At 39.1% G+C, this 23,401-nt stretch carries 22 protein-coding genes; 12 read left to right on the top strand and 10 right to left on the bottom strand.

Annotated features, from left to right (window positions below; all coding sequences use genetic code 11):
- Nucleotides 1-53 precede the first annotated feature (53 nt).
- Complete coding sequence (locus CFS04_RS02765) at nt 54-3,074, top strand: putative mucin/carbohydrate-binding domain-containing protein (protein ID WP_088809096.1); 3,021 nt, start codon at nt 54-56, stop codon at nt 3,072-3,074.
- 90 nt (nt 3,075-3,164) lie between these two features.
- Here CFS04_RS02765 and yjbH read toward each other — a convergent pair whose 3' ends face one another.
- Both yjbH and CFS04_RS02755 read right to left on the bottom strand, forming a co-directional pair.
- The gene (gene yjbH, locus CFS04_RS02760; protein WP_088809095.1) at nt 3,165-3,974 is read right to left on the bottom strand and encodes a protease adaptor protein YjbH; all 810 of its coding nucleotides are present in this window, start codon (nt 3,972-3,974) and stop codon (nt 3,165-3,167) included.
- A gap of 208 nt (nt 3,975-4,182) precedes the next feature.
- A complete protein-coding gene (locus CFS04_RS02755; protein ID WP_088809094.1) occupies nt 4,183-4,767 on the bottom strand; it encodes a CYTH domain-containing protein in 585 nt (194 codons plus the stop codon).
- A gap of 104 nt (nt 4,768-4,871) precedes the next feature.
- Here CFS04_RS02755 and CFS04_RS02750 point away from each other — a divergent pair, with 104 nt between their 5' ends.
- The 8 genes from CFS04_RS02750 (at nt 4,872) to CFS04_RS02720 (ending at nt 11,345) form a co-directional block, all read left to right on the top strand.
- A complete protein-coding gene (locus CFS04_RS02750; protein WP_088809441.1) occupies nt 4,872-5,534 on the top strand; it encodes a GTP pyrophosphokinase family protein in 663 nt (220 codons plus the stop codon).
- 24 nt (nt 5,535-5,558) lie between these two features.
- Nucleotides 5,559-6,353: an NAD kinase gene (locus CFS04_RS02745; protein WP_088809093.1), complete on the top strand. Its 795-nt coding sequence runs from the start codon at nt 5,559-5,561 to the stop codon at nt 6,351-6,353.
- A 14-nt stretch (nt 6,354-6,367) separates the two neighbouring features.
- Entirely contained in the window at nt 6,368-7,249 is an 882-nt protein-coding gene (locus CFS04_RS02740; protein WP_088809092.1) for an RluA family pseudouridine synthase, read from the top strand.
- A gap of 71 nt (nt 7,250-7,320) precedes the next feature.
- The gene (fabI, locus tag CFS04_RS02735) at nt 7,321-8,109 is read left to right on the top strand and encodes an enoyl-ACP reductase FabI (RefSeq protein WP_088809091.1); all 789 of its coding nucleotides are present in this window, start codon (nt 7,321-7,323) and stop codon (nt 8,107-8,109) included.
- 148 nt (nt 8,110-8,257) lie between these two features.
- Nucleotides 8,258-8,509 carry a hypothetical protein gene (locus CFS04_RS02730; RefSeq protein WP_088809090.1) on the top strand — a complete coding sequence of 84 codons (252 nt, stop codon included), beginning with the start codon at nt 8,258-8,260 and terminating at the stop codon, nt 8,507-8,509.
- Nucleotides 8,510-8,522: 13 nt separating this feature from the next.
- On the top strand, nt 8,523-8,660 hold the full coding sequence (locus CFS04_RS12945) for a hypothetical protein (RefSeq protein WP_159457884.1): 138 nt from the start codon (nt 8,523-8,525) through the stop codon (nt 8,658-8,660).
- Nucleotides 8,661-8,875: 215 nt separating this feature from the next.
- Entirely contained in the window at nt 8,876-10,489 is a 1,614-nt protein-coding gene (locus CFS04_RS02725) for a T7SS effector LXG polymorphic toxin (RefSeq protein WP_088809089.1), read from the top strand.
- Nucleotides 10,490-10,529: 40 nt separating this feature from the next.
- Nucleotides 10,530-11,345: a hypothetical protein gene (locus tag CFS04_RS02720; RefSeq protein WP_088809088.1), complete on the top strand. Its 816-nt coding sequence runs from the start codon at nt 10,530-10,532 to the stop codon at nt 11,343-11,345.
- Nucleotides 11,346-11,400: 55 nt separating this feature from the next.
- On the opposite strand, the gene dltD is transcribed toward CFS04_RS02720, so the two are convergent.
- Genes dltD through CFS04_RS02695 form a run of 5 tightly spaced genes read right to left on the bottom strand, consistent with a single transcriptional unit; the run spans nt 11,401 to nt 15,816 of the window.
- Nucleotides 11,401-12,684, bottom strand: coding sequence for a D-alanyl-lipoteichoic acid biosynthesis protein DltD (gene dltD, locus CFS04_RS02715; RefSeq protein ID WP_088809087.1), 1,284 nt, complete (start codon nt 12,682-12,684; stop codon nt 11,401-11,403).
- Complete coding sequence (dltC, locus tag CFS04_RS02710; RefSeq protein WP_088809086.1) at nt 12,681-12,920, bottom strand: D-alanine--poly(phosphoribitol) ligase subunit DltC; 240 nt, start codon at nt 12,918-12,920, stop codon at nt 12,681-12,683. Before dltC ends, dltD begins: the two co-directional genes overlap by 4 nt.
- Before the next feature lie 13 nt (nt 12,921-12,933).
- Nucleotides 12,934-14,118, bottom strand: coding sequence for a D-alanyl-lipoteichoic acid biosynthesis protein DltB (gene dltB / locus CFS04_RS02705; RefSeq protein ID WP_088809085.1), 1,185 nt, complete (start codon nt 14,116-14,118; stop codon nt 12,934-12,936).
- Nucleotides 14,115-15,635: a D-alanine--poly(phosphoribitol) ligase subunit DltA gene (gene dltA / locus CFS04_RS02700; protein WP_088809440.1), complete on the bottom strand. Its 1,521-nt coding sequence runs from the start codon at nt 15,633-15,635 to the stop codon at nt 14,115-14,117. The genes dltB and dltA overlap by 4 nt, the downstream gene beginning before the upstream one ends.
- Nucleotides 15,636-15,669: 34 nt before the next feature.
- On the bottom strand, nt 15,670-15,816 hold the full coding sequence (locus tag CFS04_RS02695) for a teichoic acid D-Ala incorporation-associated protein DltX (protein ID WP_088809084.1): 147 nt from the start codon (nt 15,814-15,816) through the stop codon (nt 15,670-15,672).
- 237 nt (nt 15,817-16,053) lie between these two features.
- On the opposite strand from CFS04_RS02695, the gene rpiA reads away from it, so the two are divergent.
- A complete protein-coding gene (gene rpiA / locus CFS04_RS02690) occupies nt 16,054-16,722 on the top strand; it encodes a ribose-5-phosphate isomerase RpiA (protein ID WP_088809083.1) in 669 nt (222 codons plus the stop codon).
- On the opposite strand, the gene CFS04_RS02685 is transcribed toward rpiA, so the two are convergent.
- The 3 genes from CFS04_RS02685 to CFS04_RS02675 form a co-directional block, all read right to left on the bottom strand.
- The gene (locus CFS04_RS02685) at nt 16,719-17,342 is read right to left on the bottom strand and encodes a DUF1361 domain-containing protein (RefSeq protein ID WP_088809082.1); all 624 of its coding nucleotides are present in this window, start codon (nt 17,340-17,342) and stop codon (nt 16,719-16,721) included. The genes rpiA and CFS04_RS02685 overlap by 4 nt on opposite strands.
- A 92-nt stretch (nt 17,343-17,434) precedes the next feature.
- Nucleotides 17,435-17,866 (bottom strand): GNAT family N-acetyltransferase, encoded by a 432-nt coding sequence (locus tag CFS04_RS02680; protein WP_179946371.1) that lies wholly within the window; start codon nt 17,864-17,866, stop codon nt 17,435-17,437.
- A 17-nt stretch (nt 17,867-17,883) separates the two neighbouring features.
- Nucleotides 17,884-18,633: an esterase family protein gene (locus tag CFS04_RS02675; protein WP_088809081.1), complete on the bottom strand. Its 750-nt coding sequence runs from the start codon at nt 18,631-18,633 to the stop codon at nt 17,884-17,886.
- 197 nt (nt 18,634-18,830) lie between these two features.
- Here CFS04_RS02675 and CFS04_RS02670 point away from each other — a divergent pair, with 197 nt between their 5' ends.
- Complete coding sequence (locus CFS04_RS02670) at nt 18,831-19,877, top strand: branched-chain amino acid aminotransferase (protein WP_255377373.1); 1,047 nt, start codon at nt 18,831-18,833, stop codon at nt 19,875-19,877.
- 346 nt (nt 19,878-20,223) lie between these two features.
- Nucleotides 20,224-23,401, top strand: a 3,178-nt coding sequence (locus tag CFS04_RS02665) for an Ig-like domain-containing protein (protein WP_255377767.1), incomplete at its 3' end; no start/stop codon positions are given.

Raw genomic sequence — 23,401 nt, 5'->3', positions numbered from 1 at the left:
TTGTGCTATACTAAAAATGCTGCAGCGATTCATGGTTTTATAGGAGGAACGAAATGAAAAAGATTTTGTTTGGAATGTTGTTATTTTGCCTAGCGATGGTCGTATCTGTACAAGTTTCTTATGCAAATGGCGTTAATACTAAGCATATTTTTAGTATCGAAGACCCCACTTGGATTAGAAATTCAGGTATGAGCAAGGGAGTGAATCACGATAGGCAAGATTTAGGTTTTATTTTACAAGCTGGGAAAGTTTTAAAAGTTCGTCAAACAAATCCAAATTTTGGGCGTACACTTAAGTTATCATTACTAGGCAACGATTCACAATTTGAAAAATCGGTGAATGTTGGAACAAATTGGGTGACCATTAGTAGCTCAAAAAGTTTAGTGCCTTTCATTGATACACCGTTTGGAGATACAAGTGCTACCATTCAGTATGAGGTCGTTTCAAATGAAGCACAAAAACCGTTACCTACCTACAAGAGTCAAAACAGCGAACGAGATTTCTTCAGAATGTGGGATCAATTTAATAGTGAATATGCGCTAGTTCAAGGAAAAGATTTTCAATTGTTCGTTCCGAAAGGGGACAAAGAAAAACTTAGAAATATGAGAGATTTCAACTCTTTGGACGCATTAATTGGGCATTATGAAGAACTATTTAAGATGTATAATCAAATTGCTGGTTTTGACGGATTGACAGCTTACAACAAGAATTCTGCCAACCGTTATTTCTTGAAAGCCGATGCAAACGGTCCTGGTGGAGCTTATTATAGTTGGAACTGGACCGCGATGACCAGTCCTTCGATTGAGTCATGGCTAAAGGAAGCTGACTGGGGACAGCTTCATGAAATTGGACACGGCTACCAAGCTGGATTTGATAGCAAGGGAATGTATACTGGGGAAGTATTCAATAATTTATATGGCGTTCAATATCAGTATGAGCACTACGGAAAAGCGGCGGATAAAAATGGTTGGCTTTTCGACTACGGAAATAAGAAAGCAGTTGAGGAAGGTTTGTATGAAAGTTTAATTGAAAAAAATGGGACATATGAATCTGTTGGGCTTAGGGAAAAGTTAATTTTACTTACGATGCTTAGACAAAAAGCGGGAAATGATGCGTTACCTGCCATGTATCAAGGTTACCGCAAAGCTGCAAACGAACCTGACTTTAATCCAGAAGCCTACGCATTGCCAGATTTATTTAATGAATATTATAGCCAATATAGCCAGCTAGATTTCTCACCAGTTTTAGAGAAATGGGGACTGACATTAAGTGGAAATCAAGAGTTTGTGAACCGTGCGAAAGGTTATCCAGCCGTGGCTTCGCTTGCTCATATTGTACCTAAAGATAAGCTTGCCAGTGCACGGAATTTACTTGATGCTAAACTACTCATTACATCGAATTTTGAGATGGTCAAAAATGAAGAAATTGCATCGCTTGGTTTAAAAGGCGATTTAACGCTAACATTAAAAGCTGATAATATTTCAGATTTAGTTGGAAGCAAAATTCGTTTGAAAGATGGAACTAGGACGGTTCAAGAAAAAGTAATTAGCAACGGGTCAATGACTTTTACGAGTGTTCCAAACGGCGTATACAGTCTAGAAGTGGTTGGTAGTCAGGCGGACAAGTATGACGTTAAGACATCATACGTATATGTAAAAGAAGCGAAAAACAATGCAAATATTTCTTTGACTAAAATTAATAAAAGTTTTATTGGCAACCAAACGATTCAATTTTTAGGACTTAGCAATCAACCTTTTGCCAGTTTTCAAACTGATGTAAACCAAGGAATTGCCAAGCTTTCAGTTGTTTCAAGTACGCCGCATAGCTATTTCGGAAATCGGAAATACACAGAAATTACCGTTAAAAATGCATCGGGTGCAGTTCGCTATCACAAAATAATAAACGGTACTAATGCTTCGACTGGGATAGATGAATTTGCTTTTAGAGAAGGGGATCGTGTAGAGGTTTATCACGCGGAAACAGCAGGAAGACTCGTTTCAAAAGAAAGTATTGTTGATTCGTCAAGGAGTGATAATGTGTGGGTGATGACGAAATGGGGATTAAAAAATCAACAATTACAAAATAACGCGGAACAAGATTTTCAAAAAAAAGTGGTAGCAATAGGTGATGCGCTCCTGAAAGACGAAACAATGAAAGCTGCGCCGCTCTCACTGGTTGAGGGCAAGAAACATCTACTTGTGGCCATTCAGTCGCTTACTGAACCGGCTAAAACGGAGTATTTGCAGAAATATAAAAATCTTTTTCCCGGGAAAGAAGAAAAGAATTTCGTGAATGATTATGTGTATACATTTAAAGGGTGGGGGAACCATCTTATCGCGACAATGAATGTGTCGCCAAAAGATATGCAAGCAACTGTTGCGATTAATGCCAACATGCCACATTCTTACTTTGCGAGCTCATATGCCTCCATTACGATTTTAGATAGAAATGGTCTGGAAAAATATACGAAAGATTTTGTAGGCACAACGAATTATCCAGCAAGCACAACTCAGATTCACTTAGCTGAAGGGGATTACATTAAAGTCACGCATAAGGAATCGGGTTCACGCTTAACAATTCAAGAGAAGACGCACCAAACTTTCTTGAAAAAAGGGGATTTAATTACGTATCGTATGACTAACACTGGCTTAGAAGAAGTGAGTACATCAGAAATTCCAGTGCCTAAAGCTGCCGGCTACGACTTTCAATATGTGTTGAAGGGATTAAGTAATCATGTTGTTGCGACGATGAACGTTTCGCTAACCGACATGCAAGCAACTATTTTGGTAACGGGGAATCGTCCACATGATTACTTCACAGCTTCATATGCCGCGATTGATATTGCGGATAAAAATGGAACAAGGAAATACCGCCAAGATTATTATGGGACAACAGATTATCCTACGAAAACAACGCGCATCAATTTGGCAGAAGGCGACCGCATTAAAGTAAGTCATCGTGAGGCCGCTAGTAGACTAACCATTCAAAACATGCAAAACGGTAGCTTATTAGAGAAAACGAACCTTACTACTGTTTATATTGTTAAAAAAACAGGTTTAGAATTAGTTAAATGATTTTGCGAGCCGATTCCAATTTTTGGAATCGGTTTTTTATGCACAAAAAAAGAGCGGTACACGACTCGTTACCGCTCTGATTTAACATTTTTAACCGATATACTGCCAAACAATTTCACCGTCTTTTAATTCGACGGGTGTTACTTTTTGTTGGAGGCGCCACTTTTTCATTTGGCGTTCAATTTGGCATTGTGATACGTTGTAGAATTGCGCCATTGAGTGGGAACTTGTTACTTTAACGAGCTCAATGTATTCTTCCATCGATGGCTTTTCTTCTGGTTCAGGGAAATGGTTTAAAAGCTCGGATAAAATATGGACATAAATATCATAACGATGTAGGCCTGTAATTTTCAGACCGGCATCTTCAATGTTGCGATTAAAGAAAACAACCGTTGGATTTTCGGTAATCTCCATTTCACGCGCCACTTTTTGATCTCCGATATAGGAGCGTTTAGCGATGTTCGAACTAAAGTCTTTACGGAACTCGGTTAAATCAAGTCCAGTCGAACGTGCTTTTTCAAAAAGGAGGCTTTCATTTGAAATATCTTCTTCGTTCACAAAATAAGCTTCTTGAAGTTTGCGTAAAAACGAGATTCCAAGGTTTTTTCCTTGAAGTTCAGCTGCTTTAACGGCAAGACAAGAAACATAGGAGCGATGAGCAAGCATTTGTTGTTCTTTCAAAGGAAGATTTTCTTTGGAACGCTTTTGCTTACGCATGAAAGTTTGAAGATTATTATGAAGAATATATCTTAATTTAAAATAGTTACCATATTCCATTTGCAGGCGCCGAATGTTTGCTTCCATATCGAAACAGTCTTTACAGGCTGGATCGAAAAATAAATAAATCTCAATCGGCTTACTATTTGCGATGGACGTATAATATAAATTTTGATTAATCATTTTTAATCACCTGATTTTTAATTTCTGACATAAATTCGTTGTCATAGTCTTTGTACCAGTGTGAAAATGTTCTTTAGCATTTGCTGATACACTTTTTATCTATACTCATTTTAGCAGTCACCTAATAAATTAACAAATAATTGTACCTGAGAAAACAGAAGAATTTGCATAAGTTTAATAAAATCGCCATATTTACCGCTTGATTTTATTAATTTATATCACTTTTATATGTATAGTTATAAAAGCGTTCGATTTTATTTAAAGCGGGATGGGGAGAAATACGGTTTTTCTCTAAGAAATGATTGAAAATTTCTTGTCCTTTTTTAAAATCGGAAACTTCATATTCTAAATCAAAATCAATTTTGTCGCCGTAAAAATTTTTATCGAATACTAAAAGGCCTTTTTTGTAGGCGACTTCTGCGCGTCTTGTTTTTAGGGAACCAAAATAGTGTAAGTCCTCATGGGACACGTTTAGTGTGGCTAATTTATCACGGACTGGTCCGGTTGGAATATTGGCGCCGTCAAAAATGGCTTTTGCTTGGTCACTACCTAAAAGTTGTGAGGTTTCAAGTAGGCCATCGCCTTGTGGGGTTTTGAGTGTCATTTCAAAGTGCGTTCCTTTTTGGCGAATGCGAAGGGCACTAAGGCGCTGTTTTAGAGCAAAGTCTTGTGTATCGAGATAATAATTTGTTTGCTCGAAAAAATCGGTTTCTTTTAAGCGAAATAAATCGCAAAGGGTTTCATACTCGTTTTCAGACAAAAGATTACGGAACTCGATTTCCAGTTCTTCCATGGGCATTTTCCTCTTTTCGTGCTTTTCTTCTATAGTAACATAATGAGGAAAATATGGTAAAATAAGAGGGTATGAATAAAAGTTCAGTCTATGAGGTGAGTTTTTTGAACCATTGGGAAGATTTTTTGGCACCGTATAAGCAGGCTGTCGATGAATTAAAAGTGAAACTGAAGGGAATGCGCGCGCAGTTTCAGCTTGAAAATAACCATTCACCGATTGAGTTTGTCACAGGACGGGTAAAGCCGATTGCGAGTATTTTAGATAAAGCGAATCAAAAAAATATAGCGCTAGATCGTTTGGCGGAAGAAATGCAGGATATTGCGGGTCTACGTATGATGTGCCAATTTGTTGATGATATTGAAACGGTCGTTCATTTGCTTAGACAAAGGAAAGATTTTCGGATTGTGGAGGAACGTGACTATATTGCGAATAAAAAGCCGAGCGGTTATCGTTCGTACCATGTGGTGATTGAATATCCGGTGGAAACAATTAGTGGCGAGGAAAAAATTCTTGTCGAAATTCAAATTCGGACGCTGGCGATGAATTTTTGGGCAACAATTGAACATTCTGTAAACTATAAATATCAAGGGGAGTTTCCAGAAGCGATTAACACGCGTTTGAAACGTGCGGCAGAAGCGGCTTTTCAACTTGATGAAGAGATGAGCCAAATTCGCGAAGAAATTCAAGAAGCGCAAGTTTATTTTTCGAAAAACAAAGATGTGCCGAAAAGTAAGACGCAAAGTCATCATGAATTGCCTAAAAAATAGTGAACGATAAAAGGAGAATGCACAGTGAAATATGTGATTACATCGAAAGGGGACGAAAAGTCCAATTTACTTAGGCTAACGATGATTGCTGCTTTTGATGAATACGAAATGGAGTATGATGCGCTAAATCCAGAAATTGTCATTTCCATCGGTGGTGACGGGACGCTGCTCGCTGCTTTTCATGAATATGAACATCGCTTAGACCGAACGGCGTTTGTTGGGATTCACACGGGGCATTTGGGCTTTTACGCAGATTGGCGCCCGAACGAAGCGGAAAAGTTAGTGGAACGCATTGCAGAAGGCAAATATGATAAAGTATGCTATCCGCTCTTAAAAACGACCGTCCACTACGAATTAGGGAAAAAAGAAGCCGTTTATTTAGCTTTAAATGAATCCACGATAAAAAGTTCCGGGGGTCCCTTTGTCGTTGATGTTATGATTAATGAAAGTCATTTCGAGCGCTTCCGCGGTGACGGGCTATGCATGTCCACGCCTAGTGGCACAACAGCCTACAACAAATCGCTTGGCGGCGCCCTTATGCATCCATCTGTCAAAGCCATGCAACTTACGGAAATGGCTTCCATCAATAACCGCATTTACCGGACGATTGGAAGTCCGCTTGTTTTCCCAGAACATCATCAAGTGAAATTAAAACCAGTAAATGACAAAGACTTTCAAATTTCAGTGGATCATTTAAGTATTTTGCATCGCGATGTGCGCGAAATTGTATATGAAGTAGCAAGTGTGGAGATGCAATTTGCTCGTTTTCGGTCGTTTCCTTTTTGGAAACGAGTGCATGATTCCTTTATTGAAGACTAGGAGGAAAAAAGGTTTTGTTTTTAGAGTGGCGAGTTAGTGAACAAGAAACGGGCATTTTACTTCGAACGTTTTTACGACATCATCATATTTCAAAACAGTTACTTGCTTCGGTGAAATATAATGAAGAGGGCAAAATTGAAGTAAACGGCGAGGAACAAAATGTGCTGTATAAAGTTCAGGCGGGGGATAAGATTCGTATCCATTTTCCACCTGAAAAGGAAAACACGCGTTTAATTGCGGAGTTTAAACCGCTAAATGTTGTGTATGAGGACGATTTTATTTTAGTTTTGAACAAGGAAGCGGGCATGGCGAGCATTCCGGCGCAGTATCATCCGAGTGGGTCTGTTGCGAATCATTTAAAGGGTTACTATGAAACAATTGGTCTCGATTCGGCGATTCACATTGTGACGCGTTTAGACCGTGAAACATCTGGTCTGATGTTGATTGCGAAAAATCGGTTCGCACACGCTCGTCTAAGCTGGACGCTTCAAAAGGGGCTGTTAAAACGGCGCTATCAGGCGCTTGTTTCGGGCAACTTGGCGGAGGACGAGGGTTTTATTGAAGCACCAATTGGGCGTAATAGCGATATTAGCATCATGGAACGCATGGTCGCGCCTGACGGGAAATATGCGAAGACAAACTACAAGCGAATTGGCAGTTACACGTCGTTTGATCATTTGCAAATTGAGCTTGAAACAGGAAGGACGCATCAAATTCGGGTGCACTTTTCTTATATCGGCCATCCTTTAATCGGTGACACGATGTATGGTGGGCCAAATGAATTGTTAGCACGAAACGCTCTACACTCGTATCATCTACACTTGGTGCATCCTTTTACCGAAGAGTATATGGAGTTTGAAATCCCTTTGCCAGAAGATTTACAAGCGCTTCTTTAGAAAAATGTGGAAAATGAGCTTTAAAATGATGTAAAATAGAAAAGGCAATGCAAATTGAGGAGGAATTAGTAATGAATTTAACTTTAGAGGGAAAAACGTATGTTGTGATGGGGGTAGCGAATAAACGCAGTATCGCTTGGTCGATTGCGAAATCTTTAAACGATGCGGGGGCAAGTCTTGTCTTTACATATGCGGATGAGCGCGCGAAGAAAAGCATCGATGAACTTTCTAGTACACTTTCGGAAAAAAATCATGCGGCACCTGTCGTTCAATGTGATGTAACAAGCGAAGAAGGCATTAAATCCGCTTTTGAAACGATTAAAGCGCACGTTGGAAAAATTAGTGGTCTAGCGCATTGTATCGCGTTTGCCAACAAAGATTTCCTAGCTGGCGATTATTTAGAAGTAGACCGTGAAAGTTTCTTACAAGCACACGAAATTAGCTCCTACTCCTTTACAGCTGTTGCTCGCACGCTAAAACATTTAGATATGCTAACAGAAGATGCGAGCTTACTGACACTTACGTATCTTGGCGGCGAGCGCGTTGTCGAAAACTACAATATTATGGGTGTAGCAAAAGCTTCTCTTGATGCTACTGTCAAATATATGGCGATGGATCTTGGCAAAATCGGCGTACGCGTCAATGCAATTTCCGCAGGCCCAATTCGTACATTATCCGCACGCGGAGTAAGTAGTTTCACAAAATCTCTTGCGATTGTAGAAGAAAAAGCACCGCTTAAACGCGCGACACAGCCTGAAGAAGTTGGCGATACGGCACTCTTCTTGTTTAGCCCACTTTCAAGAGGCATTACAGGCGAGTTAATTCACGTCGATAGCGGTTATCATATTATCGGATTCTAAAGTATGCATTCTAGGCTCCTGTTTTCTGTTTTTTAAGGGAAACACGGAGCCTAATTTTGTGTCATGAGACGAGCGTAGACATGGTCCGGGGCGTGTGCTATATTTAAAATTGGAAGAAAACAATACATATAGAAAGGAAACACAAGGGATGGGGAAAATAGCATCTAATACAACTATAGCAAATACAGCAGTTGCTGATGTCAAAGCAATTTCTGTTAATAAGGGAGAACAGGTTTCTTTAGCTAAAAGTACGATTTCAAGCATGCAAACAGGAAAAAAAGTGAATAACCAGTTGTTACCAAATTTAGCTGAGCTTGTAGATTGTGTGCAGGCCGAGAGTGAGAAATTTCCAAAAATAGCCGAAATGATGGCTCTTCAAGATAGCCAGATTAAATTTTAGGAGATGAAAAAAGTTGGTAGAGAAAACGAATGAGGGAAAACGAACTGCTTATAATCAACTAATTGTAGAAAAAGAGAATCAGATTGACCAATTGAGTGAGGAACGAGCTACAATAGAAAATGCGCTAGAGCGTTTAGAAGTGGATTTGTAGAACGGGTTTCAAAGATTACAAATATTGAATGAAGAAAATGCGAACTATCAGCATAAAGAAGATTTTCGAATGCAGCAAAGGAATGATTGTATGGCGCATAGTTTTCGGCAACAAATACGAAACGCCCACGAAGAGTTTACATTTGCTTTCAAGAAAGAGATTTGTCAAATGGATGAGTAACGAGAAACTCTTTATAAGGAAAGGAATGAACTTCCTTGGGACTAATTTATTCAAGTAGCGAATCAAGCAAGTTAATCCAAGCTCTGTCTAAAAATTTATCAAGTGGGAAAGAAACCATCACACAGCTAAAAGCTGGAAGCCAAAAAGTGATTCAGGCTGTGGATGGGCGCAAATTGTCTGGAGCTGCTTATACAGCTGGGAAAGGATTATTTACAGATCTTGTTATACCAACTATTACAAGAGTGACTACTGCATGTGATAGTATTGAACAAGAATTAAACAAATATCAGCTTGCGGATGCCGTTGTTTCAAGTGAAGACTATTTGGATGAAGACAATCTAAATCAACAAATAGCAACGCAAAAAAATATGAAAGCATCTGTTGAAGGAACAACAGTTATTATCGATATGTTTTTAAGAATGAATAAAAATACAGCATTAATTGATGTTGCACAAAATCACAAGAGAAAATTAAGTCAAATGTCTAACAGTCTTGACCAAGAAATTGATGAACTTCAAAAGAAAATTGAGAAGCTTTATGAATTTGAAGGGCAAACAAAAGGTTTATTTAATAGTAGTCTGGATGATATGAAATTAGCGATGCAAAGTGTGTTAGTATTGAATAGTATAACGATAAAAAAAGATGGTACATACAAATTTCCTAAAGGTGCCGATAAAAGCTGGTTTACGGAGCTGAAAAGTAAGGAACAGCTAGAAGAAATGGAAAATCAGGAGAAGAAAGTAGCGATTAAAGAATTAAATGAGCTATTTGAAAAGAATCCAGCAGCAGCAATTGAGAAAATCAAAAATAATGATCGTTTGTTTGACTATGTGATAGGCGCTTTAGACAAATTTCCTGATAGCTTACAAGATGCAGCTCTTGGAATTTTTATTGCACAAGAAAGCTGGAATAAATTGCCTAAAGATGTGGCTACAAACGTTTTAAACAGTCCTAAATTTGCTTCCTATCTAGGTGAAGCATCTTTTGCAACACAAGCAGTTGTATATAATGGTTTAACTAAATTGAGCGAAAAAGGCTGGAGCGTCTTAGCACCAATTGGCTATTCGACCAAAATTCTTTCTAGAACAAGTGAAGGTGCAAAACTAATTGCGAGCTCTAAAGTTGGCTTGGATGTATTTAAAAAGTTGAAGCCGGTTTCTGAATTTGTTAAGGCGCATCCAGTGGCGAGGGAAGGTATTGGATATGGCGGAGACACATTAAGCATCACAGCGTATGCTTATGAAGAGTACATCAATCCAGAGAGTCCAGCTTATGGGGATGCAAGTAAAGCAGTGTATGGTGGGTTGAGTCTATTTATATGGAATGCTGGACCGCTAGAAGGGGTACAGTATGGAGGGCCTATTGGAGCCATAGCCGGGACATTAAATACGATGATTAAAGGCGTGGATATAACTACTCCTGAGATAAAAGTTAATATTGTCTTGGGAAATATTCATATTAACTCTCATAGTTTTTACTTTGGTTTAAGTGGTAGTGCTGAAACAAGAGAGAATAATAAGAGAGAATGGCTTGATGAACAGTATAAGTTGTACGGAAAGCATGATAGTGTTGCACCAGATAAGCATTATCGAATAGGTGTGCAACCTCAGAGTGGTAGCCCTAATTTTAATCCAATATTTGAAAAATAATCAAATCATAATAGATTCCCATATGGAATGGAGTATTTAAATGAAAATTATCGCAAAACAAACCTCATTTGAGCAGGCGAGTCGATTTGTAGATATACAGAAGCTTGTTCAACAAACAAAAAATCCTACGGAAAATTTATTCACCCGTGAGCTGCAAATAATATTTCTTGCATTTTTTTGTGGATTCATTGCGCTGCTACCGTTAAAAAATTCGTTTGTTATTACAAGTATTCTAATTACTATAATTTTGATAAGCCTTGCCTTTTACTTTATTATAAAATCTAAAAATAAATCTTTGAGCGATTTTGGTTGGGTAATAGCCAAATATATGATGGTTCAAACACTTAGCATAAGCTTAGTATTAGGCATGAGAATTGATGGAAATAAACCGTTTGGAGAATTTTATCTTTTGCTGGCGTTCTGTTATTTGATTATTATTTTGGTGCTTTGCTATTTTCGATGTAGCTATTTGGTTCAGAACTATCTAAGGAAGCATGGTATGGATATAAAAGAGTCAAAAACGTCAAAGATATGGAATAAAGGGATGTTTAAACTATCAATAGGTTTAGTAGTGATTATTATTTTGGGAACACAATTTTATAGGCTTATTAAATGGTGGTTTATTAAAGATGATAAGTCTCTTGATAAAATATCTATCCAAAATGAGTGGTTAGGGACGTTTGTTATATTAGTTATTATTGGATTATTAGTAGTTCTCCTAATTGTCTTTTCATTGCTTCCAATTCTGTTATTTAATGCAAAAGTAGTCGTAGAGGGAATCATGTTAAAAGAGTATGCAGAAGAATTCCGGAATCAGTCCGGACTTACTGAAAATGAATGGTACGGGGAGAAATAAAGTAGTTAAATTAAAAACAGCTCAGCAAAATCCGGATTTTGCTGAGCTGTTTATTTTAATTTTTCGTTTCTAAATCTTTTTTAAGTTCTTTTGGCAGTTTTGCTTTGTGAAAATAGAAATCACGAGGCGTTTCTGGGTAGCTTGTTGGCGCTTGTTGTTTGGCGAATTTGGCGATGGCGTCGTCAATTTGCACCCAGCCGCGCCAACTTAAATGGATAGGGTCTTCTAAAAAGTAAGGCGAGTCTTGACGGTCTTCAAGCGAAATATAACGGAAGCCGTTTTGCTCCACTTGCTCTTTTGTTTTTTTATAATATTCGTCAAGTCCCTCTTGTTTCATGCCGATAAATCGCAGCCATTCGCCGTTTACAGGAGGATTTACAAATAATACATCAGCACCTGCATTTTTGAAGGCGTCCATCACAAGTTGCAAATCGTCATATTCAGGTGAGCTTGCATAACTTAAATTTTGACGACTATCTTTAAGTTTAGCCATATTTGGTGAAATTTTCTTATCGAAATATTTTTGTTTCACATGAAATGGATTGTCACCAGTACTTTTTTCACCAAGCGAAGCGGCCATTTTGTCTAGTTCATCGAAATTTAGAACAGGAGGAAGCATTTTAACGCCTTCCTGAATTCGCTTCTCTTTTGAGCCAGTGACTAATTTTGATTCGAGCTCATCTTTTCGGATTAAAATACGGTACTCGATTTCCGCAGCGGCGCGCGTTAGCATGGAGTCGTGCGGCTTGTTTGGTCCCGGTGTAGTGATGTTTTCGAGCAATTTTGTGAGCGTTGAGTCGTTTTGGACGACTTTGTAGCTAAGAAGCCGCCTTGCAGCAAACCTACGCTCCGGTGTATCTTTTTCTTCCTGAAGCGCAAACGTGTACGCTTGAATGGGCGAAAATGTTGCGCCAAAATGAGCATCATCTACGCCATTTGGTTGGAACCATTGTGGCGATAAAATAAAGACGACTTTTTTCCCTTTCAGTTGATCGGATAGCATGTTGATGTCCAAATAATGAAAGAGCGACTGCGTACCAGGCTGGCCGATTAAAAACGGCGTGTAGCTTGTGCCGTATTTTTTTGCAATGACGCTCGGGTGGAAGGGATCAATGCGCGATAGTTCCGAGGAACCGAAAATGGGCATGTAATCTTGATTCATCGCTGTTTGTTGCAAAATTTTCCCACCTACGACATTCCCGTTCATGGACGTAGCCGCATTTTGAACGGCCGTATTTGAAACGCCACCAAATAGCGCACTCGGTCCGAAAAGAATAAACAAGAAGACACCGCAAGCCACTAAAATGGGGCCAAATGTCATCCATAGTTTTTTTCTCATGATTTGAGGGCCTCTAATTGCTTAATCACAAGTTCTGGCGTTGCCCATTCGTCGCGGTCGAATTCGGAAACGGGAACCGTAATATCGAGACTACTTTCAATTTCAACAAGGAGTTGCACTGTTGCCATTGAGTCGAGTAAGCCCTCGTCAAATAAGCGGACGCTTGTATTTTCTTTTACTTCTTCTGATTCTGTAATTTCTTCTAAAATATCTAAAACTTGATCACGAAAACTCATTTTTATTACCACCTTAGAAAGTTATTTTATCAAATATGCCAGAGAAAATGAGGAAGCCGAAGCAAACGAAGTTAAACGTAATGAACATTCCAATAACATAAGTGATTTTATTTTTTGGATAAAACTTATATTTTTTGTTGATGCGCTCAAAAATGTCGAAACCGACGATAAGCAACGCTTGGTATAAGCCGTAAACAACGTAGTACCAGTGAAGGCCGTGCCAAATTCCCATGATGAAAAAATTGACAAAGTACGCGATATAAGCGATTGTAAATTTACTTTTAAACCATTTCTTTTTCGTCAAAAAGAAGACGAACCGCATGAAAATGAAGTCGCGGAACCAAAATGAAAGCGTCATGTGCCAACGATTCCAGAAGTCCTTAATGTTGCGTGCGAGAAATGGTTTGTTGAAGTTCATTGGTGTTTGGACGCCGAGTAGGTAGGAAACCCCAACAGCGAACAAACTGTAACCTGCAAAATCAAAAAATAAGTACATACTATACGCGTACATATAGCCAAGCAAACTCATATTAAAATCAACATGTTGGATTAAAAGTCCTTCAAGTGGGGTTTTCCAATGAACATCGATTAAATAGGCGATGATGAACTTATAAAGGAAACCTAAGAAAATATAAAAAATACCACGGTTTAAAAGTTCTACATATTTCGAGGGTTCAAGCGGATTTTTAACATCCTTCTGGAATCTCCGAAATCGGTCTATTGGGCCAGAAGAAATGGTTGGAAAGAACAGCAGAAAATTCACAAATTCCACGGAATCATATTCTTTTATGAGTCCATCGTGAATTTCCATTACCATCGTAGTGGCTTTAAACGTTAAATAGGAGATTCCTAGAAAGCCGACGAGTGTTGTATGATCCGCAAGCAATGGCTGCACTTTAACAATTGCAAGCGGTAAAATCGACAGGATTACAGCAAGGGTAAAAATACCGCCATGATTTTTGTTTTGAACACGTCTGTAATGAAAATAAAGCCGGACAACAATGAGTTGCCAAAAAATGAAAACGATAAAGGCAATGCCTTGCACTAAATTGCTTGAAAACATGAAGAAAATGAAAAGTAACGTGACAAACGCGTTATAAACTGGAAGTCTTTTCCCCATTAAATTTGCAATCACAATCGGTGCGATAAAAAGTGCGAGGATTGCAAAGTAAAAGATAGAGCCGTATGGGGTGGTCATTCGTTCACCTCATTTTCTAAAAGTTTTCGATCGATTTTTCCATTATTAGTTAAAGCAAATTCGGTCTTATAAATCCATTTCCGAGGAATCATATAGTTTGGCATTTTATTCGCGAGTTCCTGTTTAATGGCTTTCGTCAATTTGAACGGCTTATCAAAGTCATGCTCATTTGCGACAACAAACGCAACTAATGAATCCACCTTTCCTTCCACGTATTTTGGAATAACGACGGCACTTCTAACGTAGCTGACTTCTTTTAAGTTGTTCTCGATGTCTTCAAGCTCGATGCGATAGCCGTGTAGCTTCACTTGGAAATCTAAGCGACCTTGGAAAAACAATTGATTATTTTTAATTACACCGCAGTCACCCGTATGATAGGCCATGAGATCAAAAGCTTTAGAAAAAACTTCTACGGTTTTTTCGCGGTTGTTTAAATAGCCTTTTGAAACGCTCGGTCCGACGAGCACAATTTCCCCTTTTTCACCATCTGGTAGGCGTTCATGTGTTTCAGGGTCAGTGATGAAAAGGCGCGTATCAGGCTTGACTTGCCCAAGTGGGAGGCTCGGATAGGCGGCGATGACTTCATTTGTAATTTCAATTTTGGTAACGGCAACGGTTGCTTCTGTCGGCCCGTAAGTGTTATAAATTTTGGCGTCTGGAAAGCGGGCAATTAATTCGCGTGCAGTTTCTTTGGTTAGGACTTCCCCGCAAAAAATAAATTTTGAGAGCGAAGGATTATTAGCGCCGTTAAAATGGGGGTCAAGTAAACAAATGTCAGCGAATGACGGTGTTGAAACGAAGACGTCAAGTCGCAGTCGCGGAATTTGACTGTACAAGTCTTTTAAATTGGCGCTGCAAGTCTTATCCACGGGAACTAGCGTGCTCCCTGAAAGTAAGCTTGGATACAGGTCCATAACGGAAAGGTCAAATGAAAAAGGTGCTTGATTTAAAATGCGCAAACCTTCTGTTAATGAAAAATCTTGCAGCAGCCAATTGGAAAAGCTGATTAAATTGTTTTGGCTAATTTGAACGCCTTTCGGTAGGCCAGTGCTGCCCGATGTGTAAATAATATAATGCGTATCATCACCTTGAACGGCGCTCGCTAGGCGTGGCTTTTTGCCTGTATTTAAGCGAATAAATTCAGCGATTTCGCTAGCAGTGAGAACAGGTTTATCCGTTTCAACCGGAAGTTCTTCCACAGCAAGCACGCAAGCTGGTTCTGCTGCGGTCACAATTTGAGTAATGCGCTCCCTTGGCATAGAAGTATCAACGGGAACATACGCATGTCCACTTTTTAAACAAGCCATAAAAGCGACTAACATAAGCGAGGACATGTGTCCGTAAACGACAATTGGCGCCTCTTTTGGAAAAGCTTTTTCTTCTAAAAAAAAAGCAAAGGAATCAGATTGATTTTTTAGTTCCTTGTAAGAAAGTGTGGTACCATTATATTCGTAGCAAACCTTCTGCGGAGTGAGAGTAGCCCATTCATCAATGCGTTCTGTAAGTGAGGTGGTCATCGTTTGTAAACCCACGCGTAATCATCCTTTCTTTTTAAAATTCGTTATAAATAAAATTGGTGCTATTTGGGTTTTTGAAGCCGTAAAACCATAAAAGTCCGAGTAAAACAGCTAAATAGAATGCTGTTTTAAGTATAAAAATCGTGGCTGGCTTATGAAAAAACAACTTTACTTTTTGCATCTATTCACCCCGTTTATGTCTATTATGTTACAAATGTTAAATTTAAATACGTAACTATCATATAATGTAACTCACTTGTATTGAAAAGTCTAATTACATTTTTGTAAGATTAGAGTGTGAATACGAGAGAAGAAAGGCGAATTTTTAAAGATTTAAGTGAGAATACGCTATAAAATGCATTTTTTGTCGAGAGGATTCTTTTAAAATTGTAAGGTTAAATAAGAAGGAGTGGACAGAATGGAGTCAAAACGTATGGCAGGCGAGAAGGCTTGTGAAGCAGTTCAAGATGGCATGATTGTTGGTCTTGGAACAGGAAGTACGGTTTTTTATACGATTGAAAAGCTAGGGGAGCTTGTGCAAGCTGGCTTGCAAATAAAAGGCGTTGCGACATCAATTGAAACGGAGGAACTGGCGAAAAAGTGGCATATTCCTTTACTTTCCTTTAACGAAGTAACAGAAATTGACGTCACAATTGATGGCGCAGATGAAGTTACGCGGGATTTTGCAGGAATTAAAGGCGGCGGCGGTGCGCTTCTTCGCGAAAAATTAGTTGCGCTTATTTCAAAACGGAATATTTGGGTCGTGGATGAATCAAAAGTGGTTGAAGTGCTCGGAAAATTTTGTTTGCCAGTTGAAGTGCTCCCTTTTAGTTATAAATATGTGGAGCGAGCACTTAAAAAGCAAAATATCGGGGCAAATGTGCGTTATGCGCAAGATGGAGAGGTTTTTCTGACGAATAATGGGAATATGATTTTAGATTTAGAGATTTATCCGCTATTAGACGCAAAAAAACTGGCTAACGAATTAGACAGTTTATCAGGCATTGTGGAGCATGGTCTTTTTTTAGGTATAGCGGACGAGCTTATTATTGGCAAAAACGATGGAACCGTTGAAATGCTAAGTTAATTTGTGGATTTTGGGAAATAGCGAAACATAAGGTAAAGCATTAATTGTAAAATGAAAAAATAGATAATAAACTCAAATTGAAAGCCCGAAACATTTAAAATACTGCGTAGAACGGTGCTCGGCTCTGTCAAAAGGTGGACAGTGTGCAGGCGATCAAAGCGTCCTAAATAAATACCGTAACTTGATAAAAGTAAAATGATGGGGACGAGAATGGATTCACGCCAATTCGTGCGCTCTTTTATGGCATCTAAAATGAAACGAAGGGACAGGTTGCCAACGAAAAGGCCAAAAAACACCGCTCCCGACATGACGGTAAAGCTTTGCCATAACAAACTATCTTTTTGAAGAATACCGTTATAATCATAAATATTAAACTGTTTTAAATGAAAGAAGTCGGTAACTAAATAAAAAGCATTAGGGAAAAATAGGAGCCAAGCGGCAGCCAAAATCCAAAAAATGATGGCAGGTCGCTTTTTTTTATGTAGAAAAACAGCTAGTTCAAAAGGAATATAAGCTAATGTGATATTTAAAATTAAAAAATGATAGTAATCAAGTACATAAAAGAGGAGAAGCATCGTACTTATGTAAAAAATGCGACAACCCCAAATTAATTTATTCATATTAACCACTCCTTTCAACAAGCTTCATTATACATGAAATTGTGTGTTCTTTAACAAATATTAATAAAAAAATAGCCTTAAAAGGCTATTTTTTAAATGTTTTTTTCCATTTCTTTATGTTCGATGCCTGCATCCATGAAAATATCGGAACAAACTGTGTAACCGAGCTTTTCATAAAATGGAATCGCTGTGACTTGACCACCCAGTTTTAGTTTTGATGCACCTTGTTGTTTGGCTTCTTGTTCAATGGTTTCCATAATTCTTCGACCGGAGCCTTTGCCACGTGCTTTTTTCTGTGCACAAATGCGTTCTACTTTTCCGTAATTAGGCAGGATACGCAAACGGCCTGTGGCAAGTGGTGTACCGTCGTCATCATAGTCGATAAACATGATTGTGGAAGGATCGTTATCAAATTCGTCCCATTCTAATTCTGGATCAACATGTTGTTCGGTAACAAATACATCAAAGCGAATTTGTAAGGCCTCTTTGCGCATTTGTTCGTTTACTACTTTCTTTACTGTCAAAATTCTTTCTCCCTTCGTTAAACGCCCATGCTCTCTAAATCAAATGTATGAGTTGGAAGCATAAAAGTTAAGCTAGTTTTAATAAACGGTTGCCAATATTTCCAGCGGTGACCACCGTTAAATAGATGAAATTCAGACTCAAAACCTTTCTTTTCAATAAGAAAATGGAGTTTTTCGTTTGGTTCTAAGAAATTAGCGACTTGGTTATCGGTCGTTTCCACTTCAGTTTCTGCGTCCCCGATGATATGGAAGACTTTAAGGGCAGCTGGGTTTGCCGATTGAACGAGTTCTAAAAGGTCATCATTTACAAAAGGCGAATGTAAAATGACATTTCCAAAGGTGAATGGATATTTAAGCGCTGCTTTTAAAGAAACGCTTGCTCCGAGTGAATCCCCCATTAAAAAGCGACTGTTTGCCATTTGAAAGGAAGGAAACTGATTTTCTAAATAGGGGACGAGTTCATGGGCTAAAAAGCGCATGTATGCTTCATTTTGTTCACCATCTGGATGATATTTTCTGCGTCTGTCCTCCACTGTTTTATACGGTAAACAAGCAAAAATGGCTTTTTGAATCCTGTTCTGGTTCGTCAGTTCATCGACAAATTTAGGCAACTTCCCAAAGCTTAAATAATCTTTCCCGTCTTGAACGATAAAAAGTGGGTATTTATAAAGAGGTGAGTAATCCGGTGGTAAGTAAATAATGATGTCCATTTCCTCATTCAAATGTTTACTAAACAATTTTTCTTCGAGCATTTTACCTTCAGCCATCGTCAATCTCTCCTCTCGCCAATTTTTATTTTTAAAGAATGTCTTCATTTTATCATGATTTATTGAAAAAGGGAGTATAATTTGCTTATTTTTAGTTAAAAAGTTAGAAAATACTCTCTATTTAGTTTATTTGCTGCTTCGAGCTAGAGAAAAAATACTGTAAGGCTAGAAAAGTTGTGCTATACTTATGAAATAAGTTGAGTACACAGAAAGTAGGGAAGAAAATGGCAAAAGATATTGATTGGGCTAATTTAGGTTTTGGTTATATTAAAACAGATAAGCGCTATATTTCTCATTGGAAAGATGGCGAATGGGATGCTGGAACGCTTACTGAGGATAATGTACTTCATATTAGTGAGGGATCGACGGCCCTTCACTACGGACAACAGTGTTTTGAAGGTTTAAAAGCTTACCGAGCAAAAGATGGATCGATTAATCTGTTTCGACCGGATCAAAACGCGCAAAGAATGCAAAGAAGTTGTGAACGGCTTTTGATGCCAACGATTCCGACTGAAAAATTTATTGAAGCATGTCGAGAAGTTGTTAAAGCGAATGAAGAATTTATTCCGCCATATGGAACAGGTGGAACACTTTACTTGCGTCCGTTTGTTATTGGTGTTGGTGATAACGTTGGTGTTCATGCTGCACCTGAATATATCTTTTCGATTTTCTGTACACCAGTTGGCGCTTATTTTAAAGGTGGTTTGCAACCAGCTAGTTTCGTTGTATCAGATTACGACCGTGCTGCGCCAAAAGGAACAGGAGCCGCAAAAGTTGGTGGGAACTATGCTTCCAGTCTTTTACCTGGGAAAAATGCGCAGAAACGAAATTTCGCGGATGCGATTTATTTAGACCCTGCCACACATACAAAAATTGAGGAAGTAGGGGCTGCTAACTTTTTCGGAATTACGAAAGACAACCGTTTTGTTACACCATTTTCGCCTTCCATTTTGCCTAGTATCACAAAATATTCCCTTCTTTATTTAGCGGAACATCGCTTAGGGTTGGAAGTTGAAGAAGGCGATGTATATATTGATCAATTGGATGATTATAAAGAAGCTGGCGCTTGTGGAACGGCTGCTGTGATTACACCAATTGGCGGCATTCAAAACGGAGATGACTACCATGTGTTTTATAGCGAAACGGAAGTAGGACCTGTTACAAGGCAATTGTATGATGAGCTTTGTGGCATTCAATTTGGTGATAAAGAAGCGCCGAAAGATTGGATTGTAAAAGTAAAATAGGAGTTTCTCTCAGTTGATTTGAGTCACTCTCCAAAAGCTAGATGTTTGGTCTAACTTTTGGAGAGTGTTTTTTTATGCCCAAAATCCGTCGTGCAAAATGAACGGAATAGCCTTCTTTTTTTTTATGTGATAGAAAAAATGTCACAAAAATTACATAAAACAGGTAAATAAAGCCGTTTTTATAGCTAATTTGACTATTTTTCAGATGCTAATATGAATATATGTGTGCATATACATATGGGAAAAGGGGGGATTGATGAAGTTTTGAATAGGGAGGCTATAGGAAATCCTGACGTAAAAGGTATTTTCTATGTAAAAAATGAAATTTAAAAGGAGAACAAGCATCATGAGAAAATCTAAATTAAAAAAGATAGTAATCAGTACGATTACAACTACAATGGTAGCTTCTACAATTGCGACAGCGTTTCCATTTAATGCTTTAACAGTGAGAGCGGCTGATAGTGAAGCGCAAACACCAAAATTGAAATCAGGAGTTTTACAGTCTAATGCTGCAAACCTGTTAAAAAACAGTAATTTTAATGGTATTAGTAACTGGGATTTTCGTATTTGGGATGGCGCAAATGCATACAATGGTGGAACAACGGTAAGAAGCTATGATTATAATAGTTCAGATGGTTCCTATGCTATTAATGGCTACAGACCTAACACAATGAGTGTAAAACCACAGGGAAATGGCTCCATGGATATTTGGATGAATAGAACAGTTGATAACGGACCCGCAGGAATTATGTTCCAATCTGTTAATACAATTGCTGGTCATAGATATACTTTGAATTACACGGTTATTAATCAAAGTAATTCACTTTTTAAGGTCCACGCCCTAGATGGTTACAATAATATTAGTGCAAATGCAGGGACTTTAGCAACCACGGGTAGTTCTTGGTCTGCTAATTATGGCACTCAAAGTCTGACCTTTACGGCTCGGAGTAATTTTACAACTATCAGTTTTGACATCTTTAGAAGTGCAAATACAGGCAGCACACGGTTTTCTAATCTAAGTTTAGTTGATATTGATAATATGGACGAGACGACAATTAATCCGCTGACAACGAATTCTTTGACTGCGCAGGGAACGGCTGAGCCGAATGCTAGCCTTGTTATAACAGCAGGCGGAACAACGCTTACGACAACGACTGTAAACAGCGATGGTACTTATAATGTTACAATTCCAAAGCAAGCCGCTGGAACGATTGTAACCGCAGTTGCAACAATTAATGGACAATCAAAAAGTGCGCAAACTACAGTGTCACAAGGAAGTATTGCGCAAACAACGATTAATCCCCTTACAACGGATTCAACATTAGCAACCGGTAGAGGGGAACCAGGTGCCTCACTTGTGATTCGCAATCAGTCTGGGAATCAAATTGGAACAGGTCAGATACTTGAAAATGGTACATACAGTGTGACAATACCTAAACAAGTAGCTGGAACAATTGTGACAGCCACAGCAACAAAAAATGGGCAAACATCCAGTGCGAATACAACGGTAACGCAAGGGAATATTGCACCGACAACGATTAATGCGCTAACAACAGACTCTGTGAAGGCAGAAGGAACCGCAGAACCGGGTGCTACTCTTGTGATTCGTAATCAATTTGGTAATCAATTGGCGACAGGATCCGTACAGCCGAATGGCACTTACAGTGTGACAATACCCAAGCAAATAGCTGGAACGATTGTCACAGCAACTGCTACTAAAAATGGTGAAAATGAAAGTGCCTCTACAACTGTGACACAAGGAAATATTGCGCAAACAACCATCAATGCTTTAAACACAGACTCTGTGACAGCAGAAGGAACGGCTGAACCGAATGCAGATATTGTGATTAAAGCAGGTTTAACTACGCTTGCATCAGGTCGTGTGGGTTCAGATGGAAATTATAATTTCTTGATTCCAAAACAAACAGTTGGAACCATTGTGACGGCCACAGCTACGATATACGGAAAGTCATCTAGTGCGAATACAACTGTGACACAAGGGAATATTGCACCGACAACGATTAAACCCTTAACAACAGATTCGCTAACAGCAGAAGGAACTGCTGAACCAAATGCGATTTTGGTTCTTAAAGATCAAAATAATAATCAAATTGCAAATGGTCGAATAGGCTCAGATGGAAAGTATAGTGTGGTGATTCCAAAACAAGCTGCTGGAACGGTTGTAACTGCGACGGCAACAAAAGATGGACAAACATCTAGTGCGAGCACAACTGTCACACAAGATAGCATTGCACAAACAACCATTAATGCATTAAATACGAACTCGACAGTAGCGCAAGGGAAAGCAGAACCGAATGCAGCTATTGCGATTAAAGTCGGATCTAGTACAATTGGGGAAGGAAGAGTAGGTTCAGATGGCAATTACAACGTGACCATTCCAAAACAAGCCGCTGGAGTAACTGTCATTGCAACGGCTACAGCAGGTGGAAAGACCTCCAGCGCGAATACGACTGTTATTTCGGATGAAATTGCGCAAACGACAATTAATCCATTGAACACAGATTCTGTACGAGCAGAAGGGACCGCTGAACCGAATGCTTCATTAGTTTTGAGAGATCAGAACAATAACCAAATCGCACTAGGCCGAGTAGGTTCAGATGGCAATTACAGTGTGACCATTCCAAAACAATTGGCTGGAACCGTTGTGACGGCCACGGCAACATTAGATGGAAAGACATCTAGCTCGTTTACAGTTGTTACGAATGATACTATCGAGCCAACAACAATTAATCCATTAACAGTGGACTCGGTAACAGCATCAGGGACTGGTGAACCGAATGCTTCATTAATTTTGAGAGATCAAAATAACAATCAAATCGCGAGTGGGCGAATTGGCTCTGACGGGATTTACACGGTGACAATTTCTAAACAAGCGGAAGGAACTGTAGTAACAGCAACCGCGACAGCTAATGGGAAAACGTCAAGTGCCAACACGACGGTTATCAGTGATCGTATCGCACAAACGACCATTAATTCGTTAACAACGGATTCGAGGCAGGCTACGGGAACCGGTGAACCGAATGCAACGCTTGTATTGAGGGATCAAAATAATAATCAAATTGCAAGCGGACGAATTGGTTCAGATGGACGTTATACTATGGCCATTTCACAGCAAGCCCTAGGTACTGTGGTAACGGCGACAGCTACTTTAAATGGAAAAACATCGAGTGCAAATACGACCGTAACTGGAGGCGCAACAATTGCGCAAACGACGATTGAACCATTAACAACGGCATCAACCATTGTACGAGGAACTGCCGAACCGAATGCAAATATGGTGATCAAAGCAGGCACAACAACCATTGCAGTGGGACAAGCTGGTTCAGATGGAACATACACTTTCATTATTCTTCCCCAAGCGGAAGGTACGATTGTGACGGCGACAGCCACTGCAAATGGAAAAACATCGAGTGCCTCTACTGAAGTTACGCGTGAACATACGGGAACCGTAACGGTGAAAGAAGACTTCTATGTGGGCTATGACAGTCGCATTCAAGCCGAAG

Origin of the sequence: Listeria sp. ILCC796, assembly GCF_900186175.1 — a bacterium.
GTDB lineage: Bacteria > Bacillota > Bacilli > Lactobacillales > Listeriaceae > Listeria > Listeria goaensis.
This window is presented reverse-complemented; position numbering and strand designations above follow the sequence as displayed.

Excerpts from the sequence above, each read along its gene's own strand:
- CFS04_RS02765 (WP_088809096.1), top strand. The coding sequence starts at position 54 with ATGAAAAAGATTTTGTTTGGAATGTTGTTATTTTGCCTAGCGATGGTC.
- yjbH (WP_088809095.1), bottom strand. The coding sequence starts at position 3,974 with ATGATTAATCAAAATTTATATTATACGTCCATCGCAAATAGTAAGCCG.
- CFS04_RS02755 (WP_088809094.1), bottom strand. The coding sequence starts at position 4,767 with ATGGAAGAACTGGAAATCGAGTTCCGTAATCTTTTGTCTGAAAACGAG.
- fabI (WP_088809091.1), top strand. The coding sequence starts at position 7,321 with ATGAATTTAACTTTAGAGGGAAAAACGTATGTTGTGATGGGGGTAGCG.
- CFS04_RS02730 (WP_088809090.1), top strand. The coding sequence starts at position 8,258 with ATGGGGAAAATAGCATCTAATACAACTATAGCAAATACAGCAGTTGCT.
- CFS04_RS02720 (WP_088809088.1), top strand. The coding sequence starts at position 10,530 with ATGAAAATTATCGCAAAACAAACCTCATTTGAGCAGGCGAGTCGATTT.
- dltD (WP_088809087.1), bottom strand. The coding sequence starts at position 12,684 with ATGAGAAAAAAACTATGGATGACATTTGGCCCCATTTTAGTGGCTTGC.
- dltC (WP_088809086.1), bottom strand. The coding sequence starts at position 12,920 with ATGAGTTTTCGTGATCAAGTTTTAGATATTTTAGAAGAAATTACAGAA.
- dltB (WP_088809085.1), bottom strand. The coding sequence starts at position 14,118 with ATGACCACCCCATACGGCTCTATCTTTTACTTTGCAATCCTCGCACTT.
- dltA (WP_088809440.1), bottom strand. The coding sequence starts at position 15,635 with ATGACCACCTCACTTACAGAACGCATTGATGAATGGGCTACTCTCACT.
- CFS04_RS02695 (WP_088809084.1), bottom strand. The coding sequence starts at position 15,816 with ATGCAAAAAGTAAAGTTGTTTTTTCATAAGCCAGCCACGATTTTTATA.
- rpiA (WP_088809083.1), top strand. The coding sequence starts at position 16,054 with ATGGAGTCAAAACGTATGGCAGGCGAGAAGGCTTGTGAAGCAGTTCAA.
- CFS04_RS02685 (WP_088809082.1), bottom strand. The coding sequence starts at position 17,342 with ATGAATAAATTAATTTGGGGTTGTCGCATTTTTTACATAAGTACGATG.
- CFS04_RS02675 (WP_088809081.1), bottom strand. The coding sequence starts at position 18,633 with ATGGCTGAAGGTAAAATGCTCGAAGAAAAATTGTTTAGTAAACATTTG.